Raw genomic sequence first — 26,125 nt, 5'->3', positions numbered from 1 at the left:
TTTCTTTTTGACAAAAAGAGGAGGAACGCTTACCATCAAGGATAGAAAGGAGGGCTCGCCTTGAATTGGTTGGGATCGTTGCAGCAGCTGGGCAGAGCCGTTATGCTCCCTACAATGGCGCTTCCGGCCGCAGCTCTCCTGCTTAGCGTGGGCAGTCTGCCGTGGGCGGCCTGGGGCTTCGGAACTTTGGGCGAGATTGCTCAAGCGGCGGGACACGGCGTGTTTTATTATATGCCGTATTTATTTGCCATCGGGGTTGCCTGGGGGCTCTCGAACCAGGGGGGGCCTGCAGGTCTTGCGGCTCTGGCCGGCATGTTTATATATGATCAGGTAATTTCCCGTCTGGGGGATGGAGGCGTTCAGCCCTCCACCTTGATCGGGATCATTTTTGGTGTGCTATCCGGATATGTCTATAACCGCTTCAAGCATATTAAATTGCCGGAGGCGATCCAGTTCTTCGGAGGCTCCCGCTTCGTGCTGTTGTTCATGGGGCTGTTCTCCGCCGTGTTCGCATGGTTCATGCTGGGGATGGCTCCGATCGTGCAGCGCGGTCTGGACTCCTTCTATGAGCTGACGGTGCATATGGGCGCTTTCGGTCTGTTTCTGTACGGCATCCTGTACCGGGTGCTTACGGCATTTGGCCTTCACCATCTGCTGAACAATGTGTACTGGTTCCAGCTTGGAACGTACGAGACCAGTGACGGCACGATTGTTCAGGGGGATCTGCCGCGGTTCTTCGCCGGCGATCCGACGGCCGGCGATTTCATGGCCGGACTGTTTCCGATCATGATGTTCGCGCTGCCGGCCATCGCATTTGCAATTATCCAGGAGGCGCGCGAGGATTTAAAGCCGAAGGTAAAAAAAACGTTTATGCGCTCGGCGCTCGTCTGCTTTTTGACCGGGGTATCGGAGCAGATCGAGTTCGCGTTTTTATTCGCCTCTCCTTATCTGTATGTGCTGCACGCCCTTATGGCCGGCTTCGCCATGGTGCTTACGTACATGTTTGATATTCATCACGGCTTTTCGTATTCGGCAGGCTTCATTGACTATGTACTAAACTACCACCTGTCACAGAATGCCTGGATGATCATACCGATCGGCATCGTATACGGGCTGGTCTATTATTTTCTGTTCCGCTGGGCGATCCGGACCTTCGAAATTCCGACGCCGGGGCGGGAGGAAGGCTCCGCGCTGGAAGGACGGGCCGGCGATATTCCGTATCAGGCGCCGCTCATTCTGGAAGCGCTGGGGGGCAAGGACAATATTGTACAGGTGCAGTCCTGCATGACCCGGTTAAGGTTGACCGTGTATAATGACCGCCAGATCGATTCCGACGCGCTCAAGCTCCTTGGCTCGGCAGGCATTATCAAGCTTGGCGGAGGCAATGTGCAAGTGGTGTTCGGGACCTATTCCGAGCTGATTCGCGAAGAGATCAACAAGCTGATGCAGCAGGATCTGCCGCGGGTGCTGTTCAGCGCTCCGGTACAAGGACGCATGCTGCCGATTGACGAAGTGCCGGACGACATCTTCGCCGCCAAGCTGGTCGGTAACGGGGTCGCATTTATACCTGAGAAGGGGGAGCTCGTCTCCCCGGTTTACGGTACGGTCATGCATGTGTATCCGACGATGCATGCCATCGGGATCTCCACCCCGGATGGTCTTGAGGTGTTGATCCATATCGGCATCGATACCTCCCAGCTGAAAGGGCCGTTTACGGCTGTCGTCAGCGAAGGGGATACGGTCGAGCCCGGCCAGCTGCTGGTCAAATTCGACCTGGCGTATCTGAAGGCGCACGCCGCATCGCTGGCCACGCCGATGGTGATCACGAACCCGGATAAGGTCAGATCCTGGAGCTACGCTCCGTTCAAATCGGTCAAGAAAGGACAGTCATCCGTCATGTCCGTTGTATTAAATGAGAGTAACGCTGGGGGTAGAGAAACATGATACAAGGCATTGGCGCAGCAACAGGCGTAGCGATCGGAAAGGCTTTCGTATTGCCGCATTGGGAGCTGGATCTTCCGGATTCCGAATTGGACGCCGTCGATTTGGCCAAAGAGTTCGAGCGCCTATATGAAGGCATACGAACCTCCAAGAACGAAATCGAATACATCAAGAATGAATTCAAAGAAATGGTGGGGCATGAGGAATCGCAGATTTTTGACGCGCATCTGGCCATCCTGGACGATCCGGTGTTCATGAACGAAATCCAGGGGATCATCGAACGTCAGTACAAGGCGGCCGAAGTGGCGGTTAAAGAGGCGATTGACCATTTTGTCTCCATGTTCGATTTGCTTGACGACGAATACATGAAGGAACGGGCGCTGGATATCAAGGATGTAGGCAACCGGCTGCTGAAGCATCTGCTCGGCGCGCCGGAGGTTAAGCTGCCTTCCGACACCCAGCCCTATATCCTGGTTGCCAAGGAGCTCTCGCCGTCCCAGCTGGTTCATCTCAATCCTTCCCATGTACTGGGGATTGTCACCTTGACCGGGGGCAAAACCTCCCATTCTGCGATCATGGCCCGTGCCCTCGGCATTCCGCTGGTATCCGGCATCGAGAACAAGCTGGAGAAGCCGATCCAGACCGGTGAGCTGCTTATTGTCGACGGGGATGCTGGCCATCTTTACCTTGAACCGGATCCGCTGACCTTGGAGCGTTATGAAGGCATTCGCAACGAGCAGCGGAAGCGTAAAGAGCAGCTTCAGCTCCTGGCCACGGTGGATGCCGTTACCAAAGACGGGACTTTCTTTAACCTGGCCGCCAACATGAGCTCGGTGAAGGAGCTTGATATTGCCTTGCAGAACGGGGCTAAAGGAGTGGGCTTGTTCCGGACGGAATTTTTGTACATGGACCGCCACAGCTTCCCGACCGAGGAGGAGCAATTCGAGGTCTACCGTCATGTTGCGGAGAAGGCCGGGCAGTCCTCTGTCGTCATTCGCACCTTTGATATCGGCGGCGACAAGCAGCTTGATTATTTCTCGCTGCCAGAGGAAGACAATCCGTTCCTGGGCTACCGCGCCATCCGGATCTGCCTGGACCGCACCGAGCTGTTTCAAACCCAGCTGGCCGCCATTCTTCGGGCCAGCGCCTTCGGCAATGTCAAAATCATGTATCCGATGATTTCGTCGGTCGATGAGATCCGGCAGGCCAATGAGATTCTCCGCCAAGCGATGGCGGATCTTGACCGTCGCGGCATCGCCTATGATCCTAATATTAAGGTAGGGATCATGATCGAAGTGCCGGCCGCGGTGGCCATTGCGGATCTGCTGGCGGAAGAAGCTGACTTCTTCAGCATCGGCACAAACGATTTGGTTCAATATGTGTTGGCCGTGGACCGGATGAACGAGCAGATCGCCCATATGTACCATCCGTTCCATCCCGCCGTCCTGCGGATGCTCCGGACGACCGTTGAAGCGGCGCATCAGGCGGGGATTCCGGTCAGTGTATGCGGGGAGCTTGCCGGAGATGAACGGGCGATTCCAATCTGGCTCGAGCTGGGCGTCAAAGACCTCAGCATGTCGCCGCAATCGCTGCTGCGCGTGAAGCATCGTATTCTGAATACCAATGCGGCGGAGGCGAAGAAGGAGGCGGCTGCCTGCTTCAAGCTGCGGACCAACACGGCTGTCGAGGAACGGCTTAATGCGTTTGCCGAACGGTGCAGCTTCGCAAGCGGAGGCAGCGGTACCGACAGTTCGGCTTCATAGAGGGCTTTCAGCACGTTGTCCGGCTCTATCGAGCGACTCTTTTTTCGATGGACAAGCGATTACGGCACGTTCTGAAGCTCAGATGACATAGGGAGCGCAAGCCTTCGGTTGTGTTGAAAGCGAATTTAGAAATTAGCTGATATCCGATCAAAAAGAGCATATGGTGCTATATAAACCAAAAGCCGCCTGTTTCATGCGATTTTCAAAAGGAATCGCATTCGAAACGGGCGGCTTTTCATTTAGGGATGGCAGCTTACCCGCGTTCGGCGAGCGCGTCGCAGAACGCCTTGCCGTAAGGCGGCAAATCCGGCGGGCGGCGGGCGGATATGATGTGGCCGTCAGTCACGACCGCTTCATCCTTCCAGATCGCGCCGGCATTCTCCATATCATCCCGGATCCCCGGCGTGGAGGTGACGGTGACGCCGTTCAATATTTTGGCCGAGATAAGGACCCAGCCCGCATGGCAAATCTGGCCGATCGGTTTCTTGGCTTCATGCATCTCCTTAACCAGCTGCAGCACTTTGCCATAACGGCGCAGCTTGTCCGGCGCCCATCCGCCAGGTACGAGAATGCCGTCGTAATCGCTGCTGTCCAGCTCGTCGAAGCTGTATTCGGCTGTGGCAGGCACGCCGTATTTGCCGGTATACGTTTTTCCTTTTTCGGCACCGGCAAGATGAACCTCGGCCCCTTCCTCACGAACCCGGTATACCGGGTACCATAACTCCAGATCCTCGAATTCTTCATCCACAAGCGCAATGACTTTTTTGCCTGATAGTCTTGTCATCGTTATAAGCTCCTTTCCCGTGTGCCCATTTAGACATTAGCACCGGCTGCGATCTCTTCTTCATTGTAACAAAGATCGAATGAGGTTTCATAGAACCCGCCAGGTCTGCACATCGATCAAGGAATACGATACAGATTTGGTAAATAAAGCATTATCACATTTTTGAAGGAATCTCTGGTATGATAGTCGAATAGAACTAATTTAGGTGACAGATTTGTGACAATAGAGTTTGCAAAAAAGATTAAGTTGTTAGATTTGGGGTGGGCAATTTGTTCAAAACCTGTAACTGCGGACATTCCATGAGATTGGAACTGCGCAAGCTGATTCATGACAAAAGGATCCGGATACGCCATGTACCAGTATACTCCTGTCAGGCCTGCAAGAAGTATGAGCTGCTACCACTGATTAAACCGCATCTGCTTCGATATATTGCATCGCTTGGCCATGGCACCGAGAGACTAAAGGTTTCATTCGCGGACGTTAATGAAGCGGCTTACGTTCTGCGGGAGGTGTTCCGTACATACGTGGATGAATCAACGGCAGATGAAGAGGGGCAAGCGCTGCAAGCACGCTGCAGGGAGGCTTTTGACGGAAGGATCAATATGCTGCTGGACCTGTTTAGCTATGCGCAAAGCATAAGGGATGAGGAATGGATGAAACAAATTGAGGGACGTTTGGAGCAGCTTAGCGCCTTGAAAACGCTGATTCCTGAAAATTCAGGCTATTTCGCCAGATAATTTTCAGAAAATTTTCGTGGTTGTTGGATTTTTCACGCACTTTTTGTTAGGATAGAGGGTAGGAACTTCAATACAATGATAGGGAATGTATATCCTACGGCGTCGTTGTCGAAAATGACTACTATTAAACAATTACGCGCCGCGCTTGATTCTACGGATAGAAGACCCTTGCTATTGTTCAAGCATAGTACCGGATGCCCAATTGTGTGCGTGAATCTACGGGAAGCGGAAAGCAGTCTTTCTTTAGCGTCCCGGCGGGCAGCATGGCTATGATTTGACCGAGGCCACCCGCGATCCGTACGGTATCGTACCAGGCAGCAGAGGATCTTGGCATCCGACATGAATCGCCTCAAGTTCAAGTTATACTTGTGCAGAAGGAGCGCCAGTCTGGCATACATCCATTCCCATATTACGACTGAAGCGCTGAGCACCCGATTGAAACGGCAGGAAATGCCGTGTCATTGCATGAAGCAGTAATTTGTCGTATCATAAATTCAATTGGTATTGAACGAATGAAAATCTATTGGCAATGGAGAGAAGGAATTTGACGGTAACCATTTACGATGTTGCGCGCGAAGCAGGCGTTTCCATGGCGACGGTATCCCGGGTTGTTAACAATAACCCGAACGTAAAGCCTCAGACCCGGAAGAAAGTATACGAAGCGATTGAACGTTTGGGATATCGTCCGAATGCGGTAGCCAGAGGCCTGGCGAGCAAGAAGACGACAACCGTAGGCGTTGTGATCCCTGATATTTCGAACTCGATCTTTGCGGAAATTGCCCGCGGTATCGAGGATATTGCGAATATGTACCACTATAATATTATCTTGTGTAATGCCGATAAGCGGAAGGAGAAGGAGATCCGCGTCATCAACACCCTGCTCGAGAAGCAGGTGGACGGGCTCCTCTTTATGGGCGGAACCGTAACGGACGAGCATATCCAGGCGTTCCAGACCTCCGCTGTTCCGATCGTCCTGTGTGCGACCAGCGATGAGAAGGGCTCCTATCCATCGGTAGATATCGACCATGAGCAGGCTGCATTTGATGCGGTGAACACCTTGATCCGCCATGGACATCGTGAGATCGCCATGATCAGCGGCACCCTTCAGGATCCCGCGAACGGTTATGCCCGTTTCCAGGGATATAAGAAGGCGCTGGAAGCTGCCGGTATCGAATATCAAGAGGATCTGGTCCGTATCGGCAACTATCGCTATGAATCCGGCGTTGAAGCGATGAAATATTTCCTCGGTCTGAAGAAGAAGCCGACGGCTATTTTTGCGGCTACGGATGAGATGGCGATCGGTGCCATCCACAGCATCCAGGATGAAGGCTACAAGGTTCCGGATGATTTCTCGATCATCAGCGTGGACAATATCCGTATGGCCTCCATGGTTCGTCCTCAGCTGACAACCGTGGCGCAGCCGATGTATGACCTTGGTGCGGTGGCGATGCGGCTGCTGACCAAACTGATGAAAAAGGAAAATGTGGAGAATCCACGTGTTATTTTGCCGCACGAGACGATTTTGCGTCTATCGGTAAGCCATGTAAACGAGTAGGCTTGAGAATGGATGATCGAATCAAAGCATCCATTAATTTGAAAAAAAGCTCCTGGATTCAAGGGGCTTTTTTCTGCTGAAAGCATTTGTGAATATCATTGTGGAGGGGTACAGGAATGACAACACAGGTAATCGGTCTGATCGGGGCCATGGACGAAGAAATCGAATTGCTGCTGCAGCAGCTGGACAATAAGGATACAACGGTGAAAGCAGGCGTTACCTATGCCGCCGGCACCATTCACGGCAAGCAGGTGGTCGTATGCAAGAGCGGCGTCGGCAAGGTGAACGCAGCGGTTACAACCCAAATCTTGATCGATGCCTTTGGCGTGTCGAAGATTGTGTTTACCGGGGTTGCCGGTGCCCTCCACCCGGAGCTTAACATAGGCGATATCGTCATTTCGTCCTCGTGCATGCAGCATGATATGGATGTGACGCCGCTTGGTTTTGCGAAAGGCGTCATCCCTTACCAGGAGGTGTCCGATTTCCCGGCGGATCAAGGGCTGATAACGATTGCCGAGGAAGCGTGCAAGGAGCTGGCGGACGGGCATTATATCGTCGGCAAAGTCCTGTCGGGCGACCAGTTTATCGCAAGCCGGGATACGGTGCAAATGCTGTACAGCGAGCTGAACGGGGCTTGTGCGGAGATGGAAGGCGCAGCCGTGGCGCAAGTGTGCCACATGAATGCGGTGCCGTACGTTGTCATTCGATCGATGTCGGACAAAGCGGACGGCTCGGCCCATGTCAATTTCCCGGAATTTACGGTGAAGGCTTCCAAGCGCTCTCACGAAATCGTAAACCATATGCTGTCGAGACTATAAGAAGCCTGTATCCTCTAGACCCTGGAATACGATGGACGCGCGGAGCTGCTCATAGAATCAAATATCCCCGAGGTTAAGTCCCCGGGGATATATTGGTTTCTTAGTACATAAAGCGCTGTCTGAAACGAATGCGGTCGAACTGCTCCTGCGATGACAGCGGCACTTGCCGGCCGATTCGGACCATAAGACAGTTGGCGGGATGGGAGCATATTTCCGGATCGTCAGTCGCGTACCATTCCATATCCACGACCTTCATCAGCCGTTCCATCATTTTGCGGTAATCCCATACGTTCAAGCCGCTCCCCTTAAGATCCCAATGCCAGTAGTATTCGGTCGTAAAAACGATATACCGCTCCATTTGGTCTTCCTCGAATGCGGTTTTGATCATCTGTTGGCCGAGGCCCATCGAGCGATACTCGCCGGCAACTTCGATTGCCCCCAGCTCAATTAAATCTTTCATATTCCCTTCAGACCACCGTTCTTGCTCATCCGGGTAATGGAAGGTTACATATCCTACAATCGTATCGCGGTCCCGCGTGATAATAATTCTGCCCTCGGGGAGGCCTGCAATTTCCACCAATGCCTCATGCTGCTCCGCAGGACGGCGAAACGCCTTGAGATCAGGGTGCATCGTAAGCTTGGATAACTGCTCGGGAGGTACAGGTCCTTCGATGATCAGGCGGCGGTCTTCAGGAAACAAAACATGAGACTGGTAAAGCTTGCAGTGTTCCATCCGTTACGCTCCTTTCATTTCCATACCCTACTTATAGCAAAAAAATAAAAAAATGAAAAGCAATGACAGGAAAACATAACATATGATATAATCACTTCGACATAAAACCTTCACATTTATCACATTGACAACAGGAGTTGGCTTAACGAATCCCTAGGGTTAATTGCTCGATGATCGGAGGCAACGTGACGACCCGCCGCAAGCGCAATATGCAACTTCCAAAATGTTTCATTCAATTAAATTTGAAAGCGCTGTCCACAAGGACGAGACTGATTTGAGAATGAGGAGGATGTTATGATGAATCAGACGCATAGCGAAATTTTACCAAGTGAAGTCTCGCATTCCAATATGAAGAGCTACGAGGAAGCACGTTCCGAGTTTTCATGGGATACGATCGAGAGACATTTTACATGGTATGAGACGGGGAAAGTCAACATGGCTTATGAAGCCATCGACCGTCATGTAGCGGAAGGTAAAGGGGATAAAATCGCGCTCTTGTACAGCGATGCAGCAAGAGACGAAGCGATTACCTATTCCGAGATGAAAGAGCAGTCCGACAAATTTGGCAATGTGCTGCGCAAGTATGGGATCGGTAAAGGCGACAGAGTTTTTATATTCATGCCGCGCAGCCCGGAGCTCTATGCGAGTCTGCTGGGGATTCTGAAGGTGGGTGCCGTCGTGGGACCGCTGTTCGAAGCGTTCATGGAGACGGCGGTGAAGGACCGGCTGGAAGACAGCGGTGCCGTGGCCTTGGTCACAACGCCTGCGCTTCTGCCGCGCGTCAAGCGTGACGAGCTGCCTGAGCTGAAGCACATCTTCGTGGTTGGGGATCTGGAGGATGAGGATCCGCAGTTGATCTCTTACTTCCGGGAGATGGAATCCGCGTCCAGCGAGCTGGAGCTGGAATGGCTGGAGCGGGAAGACGGATTGATCATGCATTACACTTCGGGCTCAACGGGGAAACCGAAGGGCGTCTATCATGTGCAGAATGCCATGATCCAGCATTATTATACCGGCAAGGTCGTGCTGGATCTGAGAGAAGACGATATATACTGGTGTACGGCTGACCCGGGCTGGGTAACAGGCACCTCGTACGGTATTTTTGCACCATGGCTGCACGGCGTAACGAATGTGATCCGCGGCGGCCGATTCAGTCCGCAGGACTGGTACGGCACGTTGGAGAAGAACAAGGTGACGGTGTGGTACAGCGCCCCGACCGCCTTCCGGATGCTCATGGGAGCGGGCTCGGATTTGATCGACCAATTCGACTTGAGCCATCTGCGCCACGTCCTGTCCGTAGGAGAGCCGCTGAACCCAGAGGTGGTGCGTTGGGGTTATAAAGCTTACAAGCAGCGGATACACGATACATGGTGGATGACGGAGACCGGCGGACAGCTGATCTGCAACTATCCGAGTATGGCGATCAAGCCGGGATCCATGGGGCGTCCGCTTCCAGGCATTACAGCCGCGATTCTGGATGATCAGGGGAACGAGGTTGCTCCATATACGATGGGCAATCTGGCCATCAAGACACCGTGGCCGTCCATGATGCGACAGGTCTGGAACAACCCGGCCAAGTATGAAGAATACTTCCGGATTCCGGGCTGGTATATTTCCGGCGATACGGCGTATATGGACGAAGAGGGCTACTTCTGGTTCCAAGGCCGAATCGATGATGTCATCAATTCTTCCGGCGAGCGCATCGGGCCGTTCGAGGTCGAGAGCAAGCTGGTTGAGCATCCGGCTGTAGCGGAGGCGGGCGTCATCGGGAAGCCGGACGTAACCCGCGGAGAAATCATTAAAGCGTTTATCTCCCTGCGCGAAGGATACACGCCTTCCCAGGAGCTTAAGGATGAAATCTACCGTTTTGTAAAAGAGGGGCTGTCCGCGCATGCTGCTCCGCGCGAGATTGAGTTCAAGGATAAGCTGCCGAAGACACGGTCAGGCAAAATCATGCGCCGGGTATTGAAGGCCTGGGAGCTGGATCTGCCGACCGGGGATTTGTCCACCATCGAGGATTAATATCATATCATAATGCACAAACAGGCTGACTTGCCGCTGAACCATCAGTGGCGGGTCAGTTTTTTTGTGGATGAGAGCTCCGTGAATCGGCAGATGGAAGCAAATCATCGAATTCTGAAAGTGCAGGTCGGATTGAATCGTGGGGAGCCCCGTGGTAAATGAAATGAACGTGATAATGTGATGATCCGCAGCCCGTTCTTCCACCTTGCACATCAAAAACCGCTTCGAACGAAAGCGCACCCGGATGGGTGCAACTCTTTCAAAAGAAGCGGTTTTGTTGATATCTTTATTCGGTTTTCTCGAAAAAGACGGTTGGCGAAGGAGGCGATTCCCCGGCCGAATTCACGGCAGTCACTCTAAACGTACCGCTCATCGGCCCGCCTACGTAATAATAGTCGGTGCTTTTGCTTGTGCCGAGAACTTGGTAGTTCCCGTCACTGTTCGGACTGTAGTAAATGTTATAAGCGATGACCTCTTCCTCCGGCGCGTTGCCGCTCCACTTGACCGTGAAGCCATCCGGCGTAGCGGTGATCGTTGGCTGCCCGGGAGCAGCAGGAGGGGCGGTAATGCCCTCGGAGCCCAGGTCTAGGTCATCCTCCGGAACGTCCTCGATGACCTCTCCGTCCGTGCCGAGGTCTTCCTCCGGCTCCGTCTCCGTCTCATCCGGGGTGGTAAAGCCCGGGGCGCCGGTGCCTACGATCGTGCTAGGCTCGGAAGCGTTGCCGGCCACATCCACCGCCACTACGTAATACGAGGCAAACAGGCCGTCGGAGCCCAGGCCGGAGAAGACGTAGTTGCCATCGGCAAGGACCACCTGCCCCTGATGGGTGAACGGGCTGCCATTGACCGATTTATAGAGGCGATAACCCACAACGTCAGGGGATCCGCTTCCACTGAAGCTGATTGATCCGCTTCCGATATTATAATGGACATTCTTCGGCGGCGTAGGCGCTCTGCCGTCATCCCTTCTCGGATCGAGCTTGGTCGGCATGCCTTTCTTGGCGTCCTGCGGAAGATAGTATTCCAGCGGCATGCGTTCTCCCTTCATCACCTTCAGCGCATTCTCGAGCTCTTTGATCAGCTCATCGAGCGGCTTCTCCCGTTTAACGACGATTTGCTCTTTAAGCATATCGAGCGGCGTTGATTCGTGAGGAATGTAATTCACGCCCCGGTAGGTAATGTATTTAGCCTTGGCAATGCCGTCGTCCGGCTCGGTCGGTACATACTTAGCATTGAAAATATCCGTAACGAATCGGTCGGTCAGCGCCGTTGGGAGCTTCCCGCTGTACGCCGATACAGTCTTGGAAATAATGCCCTCCGGCTTCTCAAAGCTCTTGGTTGGGAAGAGCTCAGGCTTGACGTCGGTGACTTCATTCATAATTTTCGCCCAGATGCTCTGCGCATGCTTCCGCTGATCCCCGACGAGCACATGCTTCTGCTCCTTGTAACCGACCCAGACGCCCAATGTGATGTCAGGGGAATAGCCCATGAACCAAACATCTCCGTAGTTCTGCGTGGAGCCGGTCTTGCCGACAATCGGGATTTCATTGAATTTCTTGTAAGTATCCCGGACCTTGCTTCCGGTACCGTTCGTAATGACGGTACGCATCATGTCGGTCATGAGATAGGCCGTTTGCTCGGAGAACACTTGTTCCGGCTTCACTTCGTGCTTATAAACGATATTTCCTTTGGAATCGACGATCTTCTCGATCATAAAGGCATCGTTGAATTTTCCTTTATTGCCGATCGAGCTGTACGCATTCGTCAGCTCTTCGACGGTTACGCCCCGACTAAGGCCCCCTAGAACTCCTGTAGCCGCGGAATAATCCTTCTCCTCCAGCGTGGTGATGCCGAGCTTTTTGGAGAATGCCCAGGCATTGTCGATACCGACGGTGTTGTTGAACAGTTTCAACGCGACCGTGTTGGTGGAATCGTTCAGCGCTTGCCGCGCCGTCATCAGGCCTCTGTAGCCGGTGTATGCGTTCTTCGGAATATGGTACACCTTCGAATAATCTCTTAAGATGATGGGGGAGTCATCCACGACGCTGGCCGGCTGAATCGCTCCCGATTCAAGCGCCGGCAAGTAGGCGGCGATCGGCTTCATGGCCGACCCCGGCTGACGTTTCATCTGAGTAGCGTGGTTCATCTGCTCGATGTTGAAATCGCGCCCTTCAATCATGCCGAGGATAGCTCCGGTTTTGTTGTCGATCATCATCGCGCCGGTCTGCTCCACGCCTTTCTCGCTGTCCGGGAAGAAGTTGCTGTCATCTTCCGCGATGGCCCGCATCGTGCGGTATACAGTACGGTCTATCGTGGTATATACACGATACCCGCCGGTCAGCAAATCCGATGTTTCTTCATCTTTTTTCTCTTTCTTGTCAACGGCAGAATCCTCGAGCTCCAGCTGAGCTAGAATATCAGCTGCCTGGCGTTCCACTTCCATCATGAGATACGGATAAGTCACATAAGCCTTCTGAGTCCGCGGAGCCAGCGATGCTTTAATATCGAAGTCCAGCGCTTCCCGATATTCCGCCGGCGTAATCTTGCCTTCCTTGAGCATGCTGTCCAGGACCCGGTGCTGGCGGTCTACCGCCCGGTTGAAGGACTTTTCATCAAACTCTCCCTTGCCGTTAAAAGCAGAGTAGGAGGATGGCAGCTGCGGCAGGCCTGCAAGATAAGCAGCCTGGGCGATATTCAGGTCCTCCAGCTTGTTGATGTTGAATATCCCTTTGGCGGCAGCCTTGATGCCAAACACCTGGTAACCGCTTGAACCGTTGCCGTAAGGAACCTTGTTCAAATAGGCGGTCAAAATCTGGTCCTTGCTTAGAAACCGCTCCATACGCATCGCCAGCAGCATTTCCTTCACCTTCCGGTTGTCCGTGCGATCACGGCTGAGAAAGGTCAGTCTCGCCAGCTGCTGGGTCAGTGTGCTTCCCCCGGTCTGGACCGGCTCGTTCAGCAAACGTTCTTTAACTGCGCGCGCAGTGCCTTTTATGTCAACACCCTTATGTGTATAAAAACGGTTGTCTTCTATGGATATGACGGCATCTTTAACGATTTGGGGAATTTCTTCAAATTCGACAGGTCGTCTGTCTTCTTCCGTCCTGAGCTGGCCGATCGGCGAGCCGTCACGGAAGTAGGCAAACCCGGTGATGGCATTATCGTTCATCGTCTTCTCGATGAGTGCCCGCGACCTTACAGGCTCATCCTTAACGATCGAGGTGACATAGCCCGCAACGGCTCCTCCGGCGAACAATACACCTGTCAGGCCTATAATAAAAAGCCATCCGATGACAGATCCGAAAACCCGCAGAAAGGAACGTTTTCGCGGTTTTTTCTGTTTTCCGGAACCCTGTTTTTTCTCCTCAACCATGAATGATACTCCTCCTTTTTAACGCACCTATTATAGCATAAATCGAAGGGTTTGAATCATTTGTCCCTTTATAGAATGTCCTTTTTTAATGAAGAATGATTTATTTTGGGACACGTAAATGCATGATGAATTTATTACCATGCCAAGAAGGCGCTTCTAGCGGCTGACCCACGGAGTAAACCGAGGAGACGGAAGAGGCGGAGGAGATGAGCAGACAGGGCAGATGGAGTAGACGGATCTGACGGGAGAGACGAGGAGATGGACCGGACAGTAGAGGCGGAGAGATAAGCAGGCGGAGCAGATGGAGTAAACGGATCTAACGGGAGAGACGAGGAGATGGTAACTTTAAAGCGGCCGTGTCGTGCATTTTCCTCTGTTTTTCCAAGGGCGTGGTGAAATGATGATTGCTGCACGATGATCAGCGCCAACGCTCGGACGACAAGCCATGCGCCAGGGAAAACGGTCGCATCCTTTAAAGCACCGGATTAGAATAATAAGGACGGGCAGGGGATAGGGGAACAGCATGGACAGGAAGCGGCAAGAAGCTCGAGGGATAGGAGGCATGGCAGCTTCGAGACGGGCATTAGGGGACTAGATGCATTAGAAGCAATAGAAGCTCTAGAAGCATTAAGAGCAATAAGAGCATTAAGAGGATTAAGAGCACTATGAGCATTAAGCGCACTAGGAGCATTTTGGGGAAACAGGCAACAAAAAAAGAAACCTGAAGGCCGCGAGGGCTTTCAGGTTTCTTGGGCTCCGCTTTAATCTTAGCGGTTGTAGAATTCGACGATTTGCTTCTCGTCGATATCTTGGGAGAGCTCGGAACGCTCTGGAAGACGGATATATTTCCCTTCCAATGCAGTTTCGTCGAACTCAAGGTAAGCAGGCAAATGAACGCGGTTAGCCAGTGCTTCTTTAACGGAAGTCAGGTTGCGGCTTCTTTCGCGAAGACCGATTACATCGCCAACACTTACGGAGTAAGAGGCGATATCAACTTTCTTGCCGTTTACAGTGACGTGACCGTGAGCAACGAGCTGACGAGCACCTGCACGGGAATTGCTGAAGCCAAGACGATACACGAGGTTGTCCAGACGGCTCTCAAGCAGGAACATGAAGTTCTCACCCGCGATCCCTTTCATGCTGGTAGCTTTATCAAACAGGGTGCGGAATTGCTTCTCGCCCAAGCCGTACATGTGGCGCAGCTTTTGCTTTTCTTGAAGCTGCATGCCGTAGTTGCTGACTTTTCTCCGTTGGTTAGGACCATGTTGTCCAGGAGGGAAAGGGCGTTTTGCTAATTCTTTACCTGTACCGCTCAGGGAGATTCCCAGACGGCGGCTCAATTTAAATTTAGGACCGGTGTAACGTGCCATTGTTATATAGACTCCTTTTTTAAATAAATTTCATCAGGGCTCTATTTGCGCCGTATTTGTTTGCTCTTACCAGATAAGCCCGGAAGATCTGCCAGGAAAGTTCAGCCGCTGTCCCGACAGTAACAAATAACGTGAGGGTGACACAACGTTTCCGCCCAAATTCATCGAATGCATTGCATTCTTACTCAACAATAAATATTATATGAAGTAATGACTTAAAGTCAAGCTAAACCTATTGAAAAGGTTGATTGAACTTTGTCTAATTTTGTCGATAGGACCATGGACCTAAAAATATTGTGGCGAATGCAGAAAAGTTAATGCTAAAATGGGTAGAAAAGAGTAATATAAGATTGGATTATGTAGTCGTTTGTATCTAGTTGTCTTTCAGCAAGAATGGAATCCTTACATATATTAAATACAATTTATGGACGCCAATATCTTAGATAGGCCTTTATAATGGTGCAAAGGAGCGCCCAATATGTCAGAGGAACAACCGAAAGTGTACGAAAGACCACCCGGTTATGCGGACATGTTCAATGATGCCGGGCCTAATACTGGAAACAAGTCGCTATCCCTCCAGGGATTGGATATAACCCCTTATGACTATCCCTACCTTCGGACTCTAATCGAAAAGAGTTATGCGGAGTGGCAGAAGGAGAACGCAAGCGCGGAAGCATTAAAGAAGTTCAGATGGGCCGTTCTGTCTCATCAAGGGGCGTGGCTTGCAGGGGATGCTGAGCTCAGGGAATATTTTGCTGCCGGGGATGACGGAATCGTGCACCGCTCATTGAGCGGCAAAATTCCGGCATCCGGTATAAGTCCCGGCCTGCACGAAGGCAGTGTCGTATGCTCGGCGCCGCTGTTTACGCGAAGCGAAGGCGACCTGTTCACCGTGATGGTCAGCGTGTCGCAAGACCTTGCGGGGGAAGAGATGGCGCTCATGGTGACGGAGTCCCAGGCGCTATTGTTTCGGACATGCTTTTACCGCAAATTTGAAGCCATGTTCGTGAATGATCTTGTCCGGGTTCACGACCATGCCAAGCTTGAGGCTTACCGCCGATCGGTGCTGTTTCAGTACGTGAAGCGCATGCATGTTCAGATCGATGTGCACAGTGTGTTAAGCGAGGCGATCGACAGCGTGCTTGCGCTGTATCCGGAAGCGAAAGTGGAGCTGTTCATGTCCCAGGACCATGAAAGCAGCCATCCTCTCGTCCGTCCTCTGCTTCTTCATCATTGGCAAGAGGATGTATACGTCCGAACCTTTATGGAGGGCGTCCTAACGATCCGCGAGCATCCCGAGCCGTGGAACACCGTCGAGATCGGATTGCCGATGGGAGGCAAGCAAGGGGTTTACGGTGTTCTGCACATCGAGGTGGACAAGCCGATGCTGCCGGATATGGACCTTGAGCTGCTCGGCATGATGTCCGACGCTGCGGGCACCGCTTTCGAGAATGCCAAGCTGTATGAGCAGTCCAACCTGATGATTCATGAGCTGCGGATGATTAACGAGCTGACACAGAGGCTGAACAAGAGCCTGCATTTGGCGGAAATCTTCCAGTTCGCGAATCATGAGCTGCTTAAGATCCTGGGAGCGGACTATTGCTGCATTCTAATCTACAACGCGGAGCTCGGCGGCCTAGAAGTGGCATCCTGCAATGCGGAATGGCTGGCGAAGGAAGTGTTCGAGAAGGACTATGGCATCGGCGGTCTCGTATATCATTCGAAGGAGCCGCTGATTCTGTCCGATTACAACGAAGAGCGGCCCGCCGAATCGAAGCTGATGGAGACGACGAATTCGAGCTCGTTGATTGCAACCCCGCTAACGGTGAACGGCGAGGTCCGGGGCGTCGTGCTGCTGACCCATGCCAAGCGGCATTATTTTTCCTATGACAGCTACCGCCTGCTGCAGGCGCTGACCAGCCACATCGGCCTGGCGATCGGGAACGCCTTCCTGCACGCGGAGGTCCGCAGAATGGCGAACCGGGACATGCTCACGGAGCTGTATGCAAGGCATTATCTTGATGAAGTGATCTACGAATGCCAGAACCGTGATTTCTGCGGGGCCCTCATCGTTATTGATATCGACCAGTTCAAACAGGTGAATGATACATTCGGCCATCAGCGGGGCGACAAAATACTGAAGCAGGTCAGCAACATCGTCAAGAGCACGATCCGCCACAGCGACATCCCGGCCCGTTGGGGCGGAGAGGAGCTGGCGGTTTATCTGCCGGGCATCGAAATACAACAAGCCGTACAGGTGGCGGAGCGTATACGCACCAGAGTTGCCGAGGAGACGGATCCGAGAGTAACGGTATCCTGCGGAATTTCGGAATGGAACTGGACGAATAACAAGATCAGTGTGGAATCATTGTTTTATAGAGCAGATATGGCTTTGTATGAAGCCAAGAAGAACGGCCGGAATCGCATTGTCGTCGAGAATGCCGAATCGGTATGAACGAGGCTGTCCCGCAAGAGGGGATAGCCTCGTTTTATATTATCCCCAGAGCGTTCAGGAAGCTGGGCAGACCTAGCAGTCCTTCGTGCGTGAAAACATGGCCGCTAGATAGGGATACGGTCATCCATATACCGCTGTAAGGCTGCGCTTTTATATGCGATTGTATAATGTCGCGTCCTGCAAGATAGCCTAAGAGCATGACAAATGAAAGGCTGATGATGATGCTGAAAAAACTGCGGGTTGTGCGGGGCATGCTCTGTGCCGCCCTGTTGCTGTTAAGTTTGCCCGCCTGCGCATGGCAGGATAGGCTAAGTCCGGAGGACTCTTTTAAACGGGCGTTGGCAGGATTATCGGGGGTGGATAATTTCGCATTTAAAGGGGAGGCTGCGATCCGGACGGAGGAGAATGGCTTGTTCCAGGAGACGCTTGCTTTCGAAGGCAAGCTGCAGAACCATACGAGCTTAACTTTGTCCTCGAGAACACCGGAGCGTACCATACAGGACACGATCTCGAAAGCAAATCTTGAGCAGCCGGCAGCCGGCTCGGGCTATACGGCGGATGGACTTACCGTCTCGCTGAAGCGCAAAGAGGGCAAATGGAGCGCGCTTACCTCCGGGCAGGCCGAGGAGCTGTGGATGACCCGGCTCAATCCGCTGGAGCAGCTTGAATATATTGGTGAAGCGGATAAGAAAATATCCGCCGAGCTTGGCGCCGCCAGGGGGACGAAGGTGCTCCGGATCGAGCTGTCGCCGGAGGCAGCGGCCCATATGACAAAGCGTTCGCTTCAAGAACAGATGAAGCTGCTGCTTGAGCGGATGCAGCGGAAGGGTGACCCGTTGTACAGTGAAGACCCCAAAGTCCGGGCCCGGCTGAAGGCCGTATGGGAGCGGGACAATGAGGAGCTGATCCGAATGCTTGATCAAGCGGACGCCGCCTCCGTCTGTCATCTGACGATCGATAAGCGGTCACAGCTGCCGATCCGCATGACCATGGAGAGGTCGGTGTCCTATGTGGACCGGTCCGGCATGGCCAGAACCGAGTCGCTCTTGTCCGATGTTACATTTACTGGATATTGATTGAACCGCGAATGCAGAATTTCTGCATCATGTAGCTGACGGAAGGCAAAGGTGCGTGCTACAATGAGGTATAAATTTACCGCTGTTCAATTTTTGGCAGCGGTCTCAACATAAGGAGGACTAGACATATGCGTGACCCCAGAATTCAGAAGCTGGCTCATAATCTCGTGACCTACTCGGTCGATATGCAGCCGGGCGAAAATGTGCTGATCGAAATGATTGGCTCGGAGCGGGACCTGCTGAATGCGATCATCGAAGAAGTGTCCAAGCATGGCGGACGTCCGTTCGTGCAATTGACCGACCGTACCGTCCAGCGCGCCATGCTGAAACATGCAACCAAGGAGCAGCTTGAGCTGTGGGCGGAGTTCGATGTCGCCCGCATGAAGAAGATGGACTGCTACATCGGGATCCGGGCAGGCGAGAACGTGAACGACTTGGCCGATGTGCCCGAAGAAAATATGAAGCTGTACAACGCACTGTATTCCCATCCGGTACATAGCGAAGAGCGGGTCAAGCACACGAAGTGGGTGGTGCTCCGCTATCCGAACGCCAGCATGGCGCAGCTGGCCAACACCAGCACCGAGGCGTTCGAGGACTTCTATTTCGACGTTTGCAACCTGGATTATTCCAAAATGGACCGCGCCCAGGACCCGCTTGCAGAGCTGATGAGAAAGACCGATAAGGTCCGCATCGTCGGTCCGGGCACGGATCTTACCTTCTCCATCAAAAACATCGGTGCCGAAAAGTGCTCCGGCCAGAAAAACATTCCGGACGGCGAAGTTTATACCGCTCCTGTACGGGATTCCGTCAACGGGACGATTGCTTACAATACTCCGACGCTGTATAACGGCGTCACCTTTGAAAACATCAAATTCCGTTTCGAAAACGGGAAAATTGTAGAGGCGACCGGAAGCGACACGAAGCGTCTGAACGAGATTTTGGATTCGGACGAAGGGGCGAGATACATCGGAGAATTCGCCATCGGCTTCAATCCGTACATCTTAACGCCGATGAAGGATATTTTGTTCGACGAGAAAATCGCCGGCAGCCTGCATTTTACACCGGGGCAGGCATATGATGTAACAGACAACGGCAACCGTTCCTCCATTCACTGGGATCTCGTGCTGATTCAGCGTCCGGAGTACGGCGGCGGTGAAATCTATTTCGACGACCGGCTGATCCGCAAGGACGGATTGTTCGTCATTCCGGAGCTGGAGGCGCTCAACCCGGAAAATCTTAAATAGATTGGAAAATAGGTTGCATAAGAAAACGGATTCAATGTATCATGAAGGTGCAATGTGAGATATTTTTTTCACATCCTAAAAGTTACGGAGGGATTCGTATGTCCAATAACAACACAGCGATCGTAGAAATTTCGCAAACGGCCAGTAAGTTCTCATCCTCCATCGTCTTGCAGGCGGAGAACAAGTACATCGACGTGAAGAGTATTTTGGGCCTGTTCACCACGCTGGTGAGCAACCAAAGCTACGAGCTGCATGTACACGGACCTGATGCTGACGAAGCTAAGCAAGCAATGATCGACGTATTTAACAAGCATGGCTTGAATGTCTCCGTCGTGGCTGAATAACAGCTGAAGAACGCCCTTCCACCGAATGGAAGGGTGTTTTTTCGTTAGCATAGAGTCTATTTTTTTCAGGTCCTTGTATTGCTCCGCGATTTCGACTAATATTAAAGATAGTAACTGTGCTGTGATTTTGGACATAGGGGGGAAGATCATGACTTCATCTGATCTACAGGAACAGCTGAATCTTAAAGCGATCAGTCTTCTACATGAAGATGCAGATAAAATCCTAAAGCTTATTGAAGTACAGATGGAGAATCTGGCGACCCGTTATTGCCCTCTCTATGAGGAAGTGCTGGATACCCAAATGTACGGTTTTTCGAAAGAGGTCGATTTTGCGGTACGGGCCGGACTTCTTCCGGAAAGTACGGGAAAGCAGCTGATCAGCAAGCTTGAACGCAATCTGGCTCTCCTGTACGAAGCCATGAATCAATCCGAATAGCCTGTACTTGTACAGGCGCATACATAGAAGAGGCTGTCCGAATGGTCTGTAGACCTGGACAGCCTCTTGGTATGTTATGGGACGTTAACCGAGGTAACCCCCTGCGCCAATCCAATGAAGCGTGTCACAGGCTAGACGAGGAAGAAGGACACGCCAAGGATGATATACACAGCCAACAGCAGCAAGCCCTCGTACCAGTTGGAGGCGCCGTCCTGGGTGATGGATCTGGCAATGAATACGGCAACCCCGATCGCCACAAGCTCGAGCGTCGTGAATACGAGATCCATCGTGTCGCCCATAAAGAAGCTGACGAACACAAGGACGGGGGCCACGAACAGGGCGATCTGCAGGCTGCTGCCGACCGCAATTTCGACGGCTGCGCTGATCTTGTTTTTCAGAGCCAGCATGATCGCTGCGCTGTGCTCGGCCGCGTTACCGATGATGGCGACTAGAAATGCACCGATAAACAGCTCGCTGAGGCCGTATTCGTGGCTGATCGGCTCCAGCACGCCGACAAGCCATTCACTGACGAAGGCGACCATAACCGTTGCAATGACGAGGTACAGAACGGAGCGTCCCTTCGACCAGGTCGCTTCTTGCTCATGCGGTAGCGCATCCTGGTCGCTCTTATCTTCGCTGACATCAGCCAGATACTCCTTATGCGTGATCATGGAGAAGCCGAGCCATGCTATGTAGGAGACGATCAGAATTCCTGCGACGATCAGGCTGAGCAGCTTCGTTTCGTCTTCCGTAATCGAGTGGGTATTCAGGAAGACAGCGGGAACGAATAGTGCGATGATGGCCAGCGTCATAAGAGAGCCGTTCAGCCCTGCCAGCGTCATGTTGAATTTCTGGATTTTAAACTTGAGTCCCCCCGCAAACAGGCTCAGGCCGAGGACGAGCAGCAAATTGCCGATGATCGAACCGGTGATGCTCGCCTTGACCATATCGTACAGGCCTTCACGAATCAGCAAGATAGCGATGATCAGCTCGGCGGCATTGCCGAAGGTGGCGTTCAGAAAGCCGCCAAGGCGCTGGCCTGCATAATGGGCGACGCTTTCGGTCGCTTTGCCCAGAAAACCGGCGACAAAGATGACCGAAATGGAAGAAAGGATGAACTGGAGGGTAAAGTTCCACCCTGCATAATGACCGATTGCGCTGAGCAGGAAGGTCACGATGAGAAGCGCCGGGCTCAACCATTTTTTCATAATGTACACCTGCCTTTTGTATTGTCGTTCGAAGAAGCGATCGTACGAGCCGAAACGACGATTCTCGGGGTTCTTTTTACAATATACCCATTTTGTTTGAAAAATTATCCGGCGTTTGTGACGCGGGCATTTGCTTTTTGGGCCTGTTAGGATTTACAATAACGGATAATGAGGTGAAGGAGGATTTGGCATGACGGAACAACTTCAACTGGATAACGGTTTGATTCGGATATCGGATGATGTCGTATCGAAAATTGCCGGACTGGCAGCCTTGGAGACACCAGGAATTGCAGCGATGTCCGGCGGATTGTCGGAGGGCTGGGCCAAGCGGCTGAGCGGTAAAAATGTGCAGAAGGGTGTTACGGTAGAGGTAGGGCAGCTTGAGGCCGCAATCGATTTGCGCATCATCGTGCTCTATGAGACACCTATACATGAAGTGTGCCGCATGCTTCAGCAGAACGTCCGCGAAGCGGTCGAGAGCATGACAGGGCTTCGTGTCGTCGAGGTTAACGTCAAGGTCGAAGGCGTGGCGTTCAAGGATGACGAAATCGACGATCTTCCGCAGCGCGCGAAATAAGTCGATACCAAGGGAGGGATAATGTCCCTCCCTGCAGCCATGAACAAGATGGCTTGTACATAAAAAAGACTACCGGGCTGTCCGGTAGTCTTTTTTAATGACGGATTTGACCTGTTCCTGCTTCGCCGGGCGGTTGCTGTCCCTGGATATGCTGAGAACAATCCCCATACTGAGCATCATGACGAGCAGGGATGAGCCGCCGTAGCTGATAAACGGAAGGGTAACGCCGGTAATCGGAATCGTGTTGGTCACGCCGCCGATATTAATGAAGGCCTGAATGGCGATGAGGCCCATGATGCCCACGCCCGTCAGCGTCCCGAAAGGATCGGAGCATCGGAGCGAGACGATGATGCCCCGGATAATGAAATACAAGTAGAACAGTAAAAATAAGGCCGTGCCGATAAAGCCGAATTCCTCGCCGATGACGGAGAAAATAAAGTCGTTGTAGGGGTTTGGCAAATAATGCAGCTTCTGCACGCTCTCGCCGAAGCCTGCCCCGGTGACCCCGCCTTGACCGATGGCAATCAGGGATTGGACCAGGTTGTAGCCCGTACTCGATTCATCCTTGAAGGGATCCAGAAAAGCCTCGATCCGTCCGATCTTATAGTTCTTGGAGGCTTCCTCCGGAGTATCGTCTGAGTTAAACAGCGAGCCGACGCCGAGCGTAAGCACCAAACCGAGCGCGACGAGCGAAATACAGCCGAGAATATGCTTGAGGTTCGCTCCGCCCGCATAGATGAGCAGCCCGCAGGTCGCGACCAGAATGAAGCAGGAGCCGAGATCCGGCTGCAGCATGATGAGCCCGGCGACGATGCCCACGATGATCAGGACGGGGAAGAATCCGCCCTTCCATTGACGGATGCGCTCCCCTTTCTTCGTGATCAAGGCGGACAGATACACGATCGTAGCGATCTTGGCAAGCTCGGTAGGCTGAATGCCCAGCGACCCGAGCTGGAACCAGCTGACGGCGCCGTTGGTCGTCTTGCCGAGCATCACGACCAAGATGAGCAGGATCAGTGTTAGAAAAAATACAGGAAGGAACAGCTTCTTGTATTTCTTGTAGTTGATGTTCATTGCCACGAACATGACAAAGGTACCCAGTACGGCAAAGGCGGCCTGACGCTTCGTAAAGTAAAGCGGATCGTTGTTGAATTTCTCATTGAAGACGGTCAAGCTGGAGCTGGAACTGAACACCATAATCAGTCCGAATCCCACCAGCAGCAAAGTCATGATGAGCAGCTGGAAATCAGGTGTGCCTCTCTTCGGCTGAGGTTTGGTCGTATTCATGGCGTAACCACTACGCTTCCAGCAGAGCTTTCAGCTCCTGAATCTTCTTGGTGGCCACATTCATGACCGGCTGAGGCGCCATGCTCTCATACTCCAGACCGTGAGGGAAGGTAGCCTTGCCCATATAGACGGCTTCAATCTTAAGAATGGTGTCAGGCTTCTCCAGCCTGCCTTCCACGGCGCGCGTGTTGATGCGCAGGAAGTATTCTGCCTGGTTCTTTTTATCTTCGATTTTCAAATCGTATGTAGCGCGGTAGTATTCCCACTGCCAGCGAATGAATCCTACCTTTTCCGCACATTCGTCGAGGTAAGCCAAATCGCTGTGTAATCCGTCTAAGCCTGTATTTTCAAAAATCATGTGGTCATAAACCCCCTTAATATTCCTAGCAAAGTTCTTTAATATGATAGTATGTTTCAAGAACTTCTGCAAGCCTGTAGCGCCCGCCCGGCTTCAATTTGAGACCATGTATCCAGAAGATATTTTGGTGACGACAGGCATTCCTCTTTTCTGTTAGAATAAAACGAGGAGCAGATCGGTTTTGAAATGTACGCTTTCCATCCGCGCGGTTATATATTCATATGGTTTATCATTCAGCGAAAGGCGGGGAGCGAAATGAACCGGACCGTGTACAGGACGGAATATTATGCAGTAGAGGAGAACGATCAGCACGAAATCGTTGTATTCGACCAGCTGCCGGAATCAGCCTCGGTGGTCGCGCTTCATGAAGGGTGCCTGCTGCTGGTGCGCCAGTATCGGGAAGCGGTGGACGAGATGACTTGGGAGCTTCCCGGAGGGACCGTCCGTCCCGGGGAAGAGGCAGCCGCAGCCGCCCGGCGCGAGCTGGAAGAGGAAGCGGGCATTCTGTGCAAGGATTTGAGCTATATGGGCAGTGCATACCCGATGGCTTCGCTCGCGAACCGGAAGGTGCATTATTTTTTTACGGATGCGGTGAAGCCGGACCGCGCTCTGGACCGCCGTCCGGACGATGACGACGTGGCTGCCGTATGGGTTCCGCTTCGGGACGTGTTCCGAAAGGTTCAGCAGGGCAGCGCAGACGCTATGGTCGGACACGGCCTGCTTCTGGGGAGCCTTAACGGTTACATTTCGATCGAATGATCGTTCATAGTTCGGGGAGGATGATGAAGCTTGATGAAGGAAGCATTTTGGGAACAGTGGTTTCCGCGAATGGTAGAGTGGCGACGTCATTTACATATGAATCCGGAAGTATCGTATCATGAGAAGGAAACCTCGAGATTTGTTGCGGACCGGTTGCGGGAGCTCGGCCTCGAGGTCAAGACCGATGTCGGCGGTTACGGCGTCATTGGCATTTTAAGGGGCGACAAGCCTGGAAAAACAATCGTCCTGCGAGCGGACATGGACGCGCTGCCGATCGAGGACGGCAAGAGCTGTGAATACAAATCCAGCGTTCCCGGAGTGATGCATGCCTGCGGACATGACGGCCATACCTCCATGCTGCTTGGAGCAGCCGCTTACTACAGCACATACCGGGAGGAGCTTCCGGGCGAAATCCGGTTCATGTTCCAGCCTGCCGAGGAGGTATGCCCCGGCGGGGCGATCGAGATGATCAAGGACGGTGCCATCGAAGGCGCCGACGTGGTCTACGGTCTTCATCTGTGGACGCCGCTCCCTGTCGGCACCGCAGCAAGCGCCCCGGGGCCGCTCATGGCCGCTGCGGATGAATTCTTCATCGATATTACCGGACGCGGCGGTCACGGCGGGATGCCGCATGTGACGGCGGATGCGCTTGTAGCCGGGGCTGCGCTTGTCATGCAGCTGCAGACGATCGTCAGCCGAACGGTCGATCCGCTGCAGCCTGCGGTTGTCACGATCGGAACGATGCAGGCAGGCACGGCGCAGAACGTGATCGCATCGTCCTGCCGGATTACCGGAACGGTGCGCACGTTCGACGAGGCTACGCGGACGCTGATCCGCGAGCGGATCGAAATGATGGCCCGCACCGTATCCGAAACCTATGGCACGGAATCGTCGGTCCGTTATCTGATCGGCTATCCGGCCCTGGTGAATGATGAGCAGGAGACGGCCCGGTTCTTCCGCATTGCGCCGAAGGTGTTCGGAGAAGGGCAGGTACAGCTGTCGCCGAAGCTGATGCCGGCCGAGGATTTCGCTTACTATCTGCAGAAGCTTCCGGGCTGCTTCATGTTCGTGGGCGCAGGGAACCCGCAGAAAGATGCGGTATACCCGCACCACCATCCGATGTTTGATTTCGATGAAGAGGCGATGCGCTACGGCGTTCAGCTGCTCGTGGAGATGGTGTCAAGCTGCAGGGAGGAAGGCTAGAGAACCTGCCGTCTTTAAGGCAGGCGCATGAACGGGCGATTTTTGGCAATCCTATAGATCATAAGGGGAAGTTCAGATCCAA

General features: G+C 52.9%; 22 protein-coding genes. 15 read left to right on the top strand and 7 right to left on the bottom strand.

Features of this window, described 5'->3' with window-relative positions; genetic code table 11:
• Positions 1-60 precede the first annotated feature (60 nt).
• Both BBD41_RS05440 and ptsP read left to right on the top strand, forming a co-directional pair.
• Positions 61-1,944, top strand: coding sequence for a glucose PTS transporter subunit IIA (locus BBD41_RS05440; RefSeq protein WP_007129613.1), 1,884 nt, complete (start codon positions 61-63; stop codon positions 1,942-1,944).
• Positions 1,941-3,704 carry a phosphoenolpyruvate--protein phosphotransferase gene (gene ptsP / locus BBD41_RS05435; RefSeq protein ID WP_077565159.1) on the top strand — a complete coding sequence of 588 codons (1,764 nt, stop codon included), beginning with the start codon at positions 1,941-1,943 and terminating at the stop codon, positions 3,702-3,704. Before BBD41_RS05440 ends, ptsP begins: the two co-directional genes overlap by 4 nt.
• Positions 3,705-3,957: 253 nt before the next feature.
• Here the strand turns inward: ptsP and BBD41_RS05430 are convergent, their stop codons facing one another.
• Entirely contained in the window at positions 3,958-4,488 is a 531-nt protein-coding gene (locus tag BBD41_RS05430; RefSeq protein ID WP_077565161.1) for a type 1 glutamine amidotransferase domain-containing protein, read from the bottom strand.
• A 299-nt stretch (positions 4,489-4,787) separates the two neighbouring features.
• Here BBD41_RS05430 and BBD41_RS05425 point away from each other — a divergent pair, with 299 nt between their 5' ends.
• From BBD41_RS05425 to BBD41_RS05410, 4 genes are all read left to right on the top strand, one after another.
• Entirely contained in the window at positions 4,788-5,225 is a 438-nt protein-coding gene (locus BBD41_RS05425; RefSeq protein WP_237087017.1) for a hypothetical protein, read from the top strand.
• A gap of 75 nt (positions 5,226-5,300) precedes the next feature.
• Positions 5,301-5,498, top strand: coding sequence for a monothiol bacilliredoxin BrxC family protein (locus BBD41_RS30765; protein ID WP_157929274.1), 198 nt, complete (start codon positions 5,301-5,303; stop codon positions 5,496-5,498).
• Between the two features lie 271 nt (positions 5,499-5,769).
• Entirely contained in the window at positions 5,770-6,780 is a 1,011-nt protein-coding gene (gene ccpA, locus BBD41_RS05415) for a catabolite control protein A (protein WP_007129617.1), read from the top strand.
• A gap of 116 nt (positions 6,781-6,896) precedes the next feature.
• Entirely contained in the window at positions 6,897-7,598 is a 702-nt protein-coding gene (locus tag BBD41_RS05410) for a 5'-methylthioadenosine/adenosylhomocysteine nucleosidase (RefSeq protein ID WP_099476926.1), read from the top strand.
• 100 nt (positions 7,599-7,698) lie between these two features.
• Here BBD41_RS05410 and BBD41_RS05405 read toward each other — a convergent pair whose 3' ends face one another.
• Positions 7,699-8,331: a GNAT family N-acetyltransferase gene (locus BBD41_RS05405; protein ID WP_099476924.1), complete on the bottom strand. Its 633-nt coding sequence runs from the start codon at positions 8,329-8,331 to the stop codon at positions 7,699-7,701.
• A gap of 297 nt (positions 8,332-8,628) precedes the next feature.
• Here BBD41_RS05405 and acsA point away from each other — a divergent pair, with 297 nt between their 5' ends.
• Positions 8,629-10,353: an acetate--CoA ligase gene (gene acsA / locus BBD41_RS05400; protein ID WP_099476922.1), complete on the top strand. Its 1,725-nt coding sequence runs from the start codon at positions 8,629-8,631 to the stop codon at positions 10,351-10,353.
• 286 nt (positions 10,354-10,639) lie between these two features.
• Here the strand turns inward: acsA and BBD41_RS05395 are convergent, their stop codons facing one another.
• Together BBD41_RS05395 and rpsD are read right to left on the bottom strand one after the other, a co-directional pair.
• Entirely contained in the window at positions 10,640-13,726 is a 3,087-nt protein-coding gene (locus tag BBD41_RS05395) for a penicillin-binding protein 1A (RefSeq protein ID WP_099476920.1), read from the bottom strand.
• A 767-nt stretch (positions 13,727-14,493) separates the two neighbouring features.
• A complete protein-coding gene (rpsD, locus tag BBD41_RS05390) occupies positions 14,494-15,096 on the bottom strand; it encodes a 30S ribosomal protein S4 (protein WP_077565172.1) in 603 nt (200 codons plus the stop codon).
• Between the two features lie 478 nt (positions 15,097-15,574).
• On the opposite strand from rpsD, the gene BBD41_RS05385 reads away from it, so the two are divergent.
• The 5 genes from BBD41_RS05385 to BBD41_RS05365 all read left to right on the top strand — a co-directional run bounded on the left by BBD41_RS05385 (position 15,575) and on the right by BBD41_RS05365 (position 20,651).
• A complete protein-coding gene (locus tag BBD41_RS05385; protein ID WP_099476919.1) occupies positions 15,575-17,551 on the top strand; it encodes a sensor domain-containing diguanylate cyclase in 1,977 nt (658 codons plus the stop codon).
• 197 nt (positions 17,552-17,748) lie between these two features.
• A complete protein-coding gene (locus tag BBD41_RS05380) occupies positions 17,749-18,627 on the top strand; it encodes a hypothetical protein (protein WP_237087016.1) in 879 nt (292 codons plus the stop codon).
• Between the two features lie 128 nt (positions 18,628-18,755).
• A complete protein-coding gene (locus BBD41_RS05375; RefSeq protein ID WP_077565176.1) occupies positions 18,756-19,871 on the top strand; it encodes an aminopeptidase in 1,116 nt (371 codons plus the stop codon).
• A gap of 98 nt (positions 19,872-19,969) precedes the next feature.
• Positions 19,970-20,215, top strand: a complete 246-nt coding sequence (locus BBD41_RS05370; RefSeq protein ID WP_007129627.1) for an HPr family phosphocarrier protein — start codon at positions 19,970-19,972, stop codon at positions 20,213-20,215.
• Between the two features lie 148 nt (positions 20,216-20,363).
• Positions 20,364-20,651 (top strand): Fpa/YlaN family protein, encoded by a 288-nt coding sequence (locus BBD41_RS05365; RefSeq protein ID WP_007129628.1) that lies wholly within the window; start codon positions 20,364-20,366, stop codon positions 20,649-20,651.
• A 131-nt stretch (positions 20,652-20,782) separates the two neighbouring features.
• Here the strand turns inward: BBD41_RS05365 and cax are convergent, their stop codons facing one another.
• Positions 20,783-21,862 carry a calcium/proton exchanger gene (gene cax / locus BBD41_RS05360; protein ID WP_262984084.1) on the bottom strand — a complete coding sequence of 360 codons (1,080 nt, stop codon included), beginning with the start codon at positions 21,860-21,862 and terminating at the stop codon, positions 20,783-20,785.
• 187 nt (positions 21,863-22,049) lie between these two features.
• On the opposite strand from cax, the gene BBD41_RS05355 reads away from it, so the two are divergent.
• Positions 22,050-22,436, top strand: a complete 387-nt coding sequence (locus tag BBD41_RS05355) for an Asp23/Gls24 family envelope stress response protein (RefSeq protein ID WP_007129630.1) — start codon at positions 22,050-22,052, stop codon at positions 22,434-22,436.
• A gap of 69 nt (positions 22,437-22,505) precedes the next feature.
• Here BBD41_RS05355 and ftsW read toward each other — a convergent pair whose 3' ends face one another.
• Positions 22,506-23,723 carry a putative lipid II flippase FtsW gene (ftsW, locus tag BBD41_RS05350; protein WP_099476918.1) on the bottom strand — a complete coding sequence of 406 codons (1,218 nt, stop codon included), beginning with the start codon at positions 23,721-23,723 and terminating at the stop codon, positions 22,506-22,508.
• A gap of 10 nt (positions 23,724-23,733) precedes the next feature.
• On the bottom strand, positions 23,734-24,081 hold the full coding sequence (locus BBD41_RS05345; protein WP_077565181.1) for a YugN family protein: 348 nt from the start codon (positions 24,079-24,081) through the stop codon (positions 23,734-23,736).
• Between the two features lie 255 nt (positions 24,082-24,336).
• Between BBD41_RS05345 and BBD41_RS05340 the strand changes: the two genes are divergently transcribed.
• Both BBD41_RS05340 and BBD41_RS05335 read left to right on the top strand, forming a co-directional pair.
• Positions 24,337-24,840: an NUDIX domain-containing protein gene (locus tag BBD41_RS05340; protein ID WP_077568910.1), complete on the top strand. Its 504-nt coding sequence runs from the start codon at positions 24,337-24,339 to the stop codon at positions 24,838-24,840.
• A gap of 33 nt (positions 24,841-24,873) precedes the next feature.
• Positions 24,874-26,043 (top strand): M20 family metallopeptidase, encoded by a 1,170-nt coding sequence (locus BBD41_RS05335; protein ID WP_099476917.1) that lies wholly within the window; start codon positions 24,874-24,876, stop codon positions 26,041-26,043.
• Positions 26,044-26,125: the final 82 nt, after the last annotated feature.

It is taken from the genome of Paenibacillus ihbetae (genome assembly GCF_002741055.1).
GTDB lineage: Bacteria > Bacillota > Bacilli > Paenibacillales > Paenibacillaceae > Paenibacillus_AQ > Paenibacillus_AQ ihbetae.
Note: the sequence above shows the minus strand (reverse complement) of the source record. Positions and strands in the feature narration are given on the sequence as shown.

Bases quoted from the DNA above. Each gene is read 5' to 3' on its own strand.
- BBD41_RS05375 (WP_077565176.1), top strand. From the start codon at position 18,756: ATGCGTGACCCCAGAATTCAGAAGCTGGCTCATAATCTCGTGACCTAC.
- BBD41_RS05385 (WP_099476919.1), top strand. From the start codon at position 15,575: ATGTCAGAGGAACAACCGAAAGTGTACGAAAGACCACCCGGTTATGCG.
- BBD41_RS05355 (WP_007129630.1), top strand. From the start codon at position 22,050: ATGACGGAACAACTTCAACTGGATAACGGTTTGATTCGGATATCGGAT.
- BBD41_RS05425 (WP_237087017.1), top strand. From the start codon at position 4,788: ATGAGATTGGAACTGCGCAAGCTGATTCATGACAAAAGGATCCGGATA.
- BBD41_RS30765 (WP_157929274.1), top strand. From the start codon at position 5,301: ATGATAGGGAATGTATATCCTACGGCGTCGTTGTCGAAAATGACTACT.
- BBD41_RS05430 (WP_077565161.1), bottom strand. From the start codon at position 4,488: ATGACAAGACTATCAGGCAAAAAAGTCATTGCGCTTGTGGATGAAGAA.
- BBD41_RS05410 (WP_099476926.1), top strand. From the start codon at position 6,897: ATGACAACACAGGTAATCGGTCTGATCGGGGCCATGGACGAAGAAATC.
- acsA (WP_099476922.1), top strand. From the start codon at position 8,629: ATGAATCAGACGCATAGCGAAATTTTACCAAGTGAAGTCTCGCATTCC.
- BBD41_RS05395 (WP_099476920.1), bottom strand. From the start codon at position 13,726: ATGGTTGAGGAGAAAAAACAGGGTTCCGGAAAACAGAAAAAACCGCGA.
- BBD41_RS05380 (WP_237087016.1), top strand. From the start codon at position 17,749: ATGACAAATGAAAGGCTGATGATGATGCTGAAAAAACTGCGGGTTGTG.
- BBD41_RS05335 (WP_099476917.1), top strand. From the start codon at position 24,874: ATGAAGGAAGCATTTTGGGAACAGTGGTTTCCGCGAATGGTAGAGTGG.
- BBD41_RS05345 (WP_077565181.1), bottom strand. From the start codon at position 24,081: ATGATTTTTGAAAATACAGGCTTAGACGGATTACACAGCGATTTGGCT.
- BBD41_RS05370 (WP_007129627.1), top strand. From the start codon at position 19,970: ATGTCCAATAACAACACAGCGATCGTAGAAATTTCGCAAACGGCCAGT.
- ptsP (WP_077565159.1), top strand. From the start codon at position 1,941: ATGATACAAGGCATTGGCGCAGCAACAGGCGTAGCGATCGGAAAGGCT.
- rpsD (WP_077565172.1), bottom strand. From the start codon at position 15,096: ATGGCACGTTACACCGGTCCTAAATTTAAATTGAGCCGCCGTCTGGGA.
- BBD41_RS05340 (WP_077568910.1), top strand. From the start codon at position 24,337: ATGAACCGGACCGTGTACAGGACGGAATATTATGCAGTAGAGGAGAAC.
- BBD41_RS05405 (WP_099476924.1), bottom strand. From the start codon at position 8,331: ATGGAACACTGCAAGCTTTACCAGTCTCATGTTTTGTTTCCTGAAGAC.
- BBD41_RS05365 (WP_007129628.1), top strand. From the start codon at position 20,364: ATGACTTCATCTGATCTACAGGAACAGCTGAATCTTAAAGCGATCAGT.
- ftsW (WP_099476918.1), bottom strand. From the start codon at position 23,723: ATGAATACGACCAAACCTCAGCCGAAGAGAGGCACACCTGATTTCCAG.